Genomic DNA, 711 nt, shown 5'->3' on the forward strand with positions numbered 1-711 from the left:
CCATGTGAGAACGTAGCCTTGACGTCTTTGAGCTGAATCTCTTTCATCATGATTGCTCCCGTGACTAAAGTGGTCATATAAATTATGGAGCGAGTTTTGGCAAGCAGTCAGGACGGATCGGTGCGCCTACGGCGCTCGATCTGCCGCCAGTTGGCAGGCTGACATCTCACATCAGGTCTAATCCGGAAAACCGCGTCTTCCCCGTTGATCTGGAAAGTACGGCGATCGACCCCGACACAATCGCGATTAGCCAGCAACACGCAGCAGCCGACACCGCCGACGGCAGATAGAGCCTGTCAAGACTGGACTGGGCGGCAGCGAGCAGCGGCTCGACCTTCTGCCCGGCGACGCTCAATTCGATGTCGGTTAGCCGCCGGGGTGATTTCCGGCCTGCAGGAACCAGCCTGTGCAACGAGGCCGAGCGCCGCCACGAATCGACCAGCGCCGATTTTTCAGCGGCATCCGACGTGATCGATGCTTGAACACGGTCTGCACGCAATGTGGCCATGTGCCGGTCCATGCCTTCCTCCCGAAGCCTGAACGCCGATAGACTTGCCGCTGTTTCCTCAATCTTCCAGCGGCATAACAGATGTCCTCCGCGCTGCTATCTTGCTCTTGTTGCCCCGCTGTCAAATGGTCTGAAGTGCTTGTACCATCCAGGAGTCGGAGCGCAGCTCATTCGCTCATCGCATGAAGCGCATCATGCCTGAC

At 57.8% G+C, this 711-nt stretch carries 1 pseudogene; it reads right to left on the minus strand.

Annotated elements, in window-relative coordinates:
• Nucleotides 1-218: 218 nt before the first annotated feature.
• A pseudogene (locus EN879_RS37865) lies at nt 219-520 on the minus strand (hypothetical protein); the annotation flags it as partial.
• Nucleotides 521-711: the final 191 nt, after the last annotated feature.

This window comes from Mesorhizobium sp. M7A.F.Ca.AU.002.02.1.1 (genome assembly GCF_003998535.1).
In the GTDB taxonomy this organism is placed as follows: Bacteria; Pseudomonadota; Alphaproteobacteria; order Rhizobiales; family Rhizobiaceae; genus Mesorhizobium; species Mesorhizobium ciceri.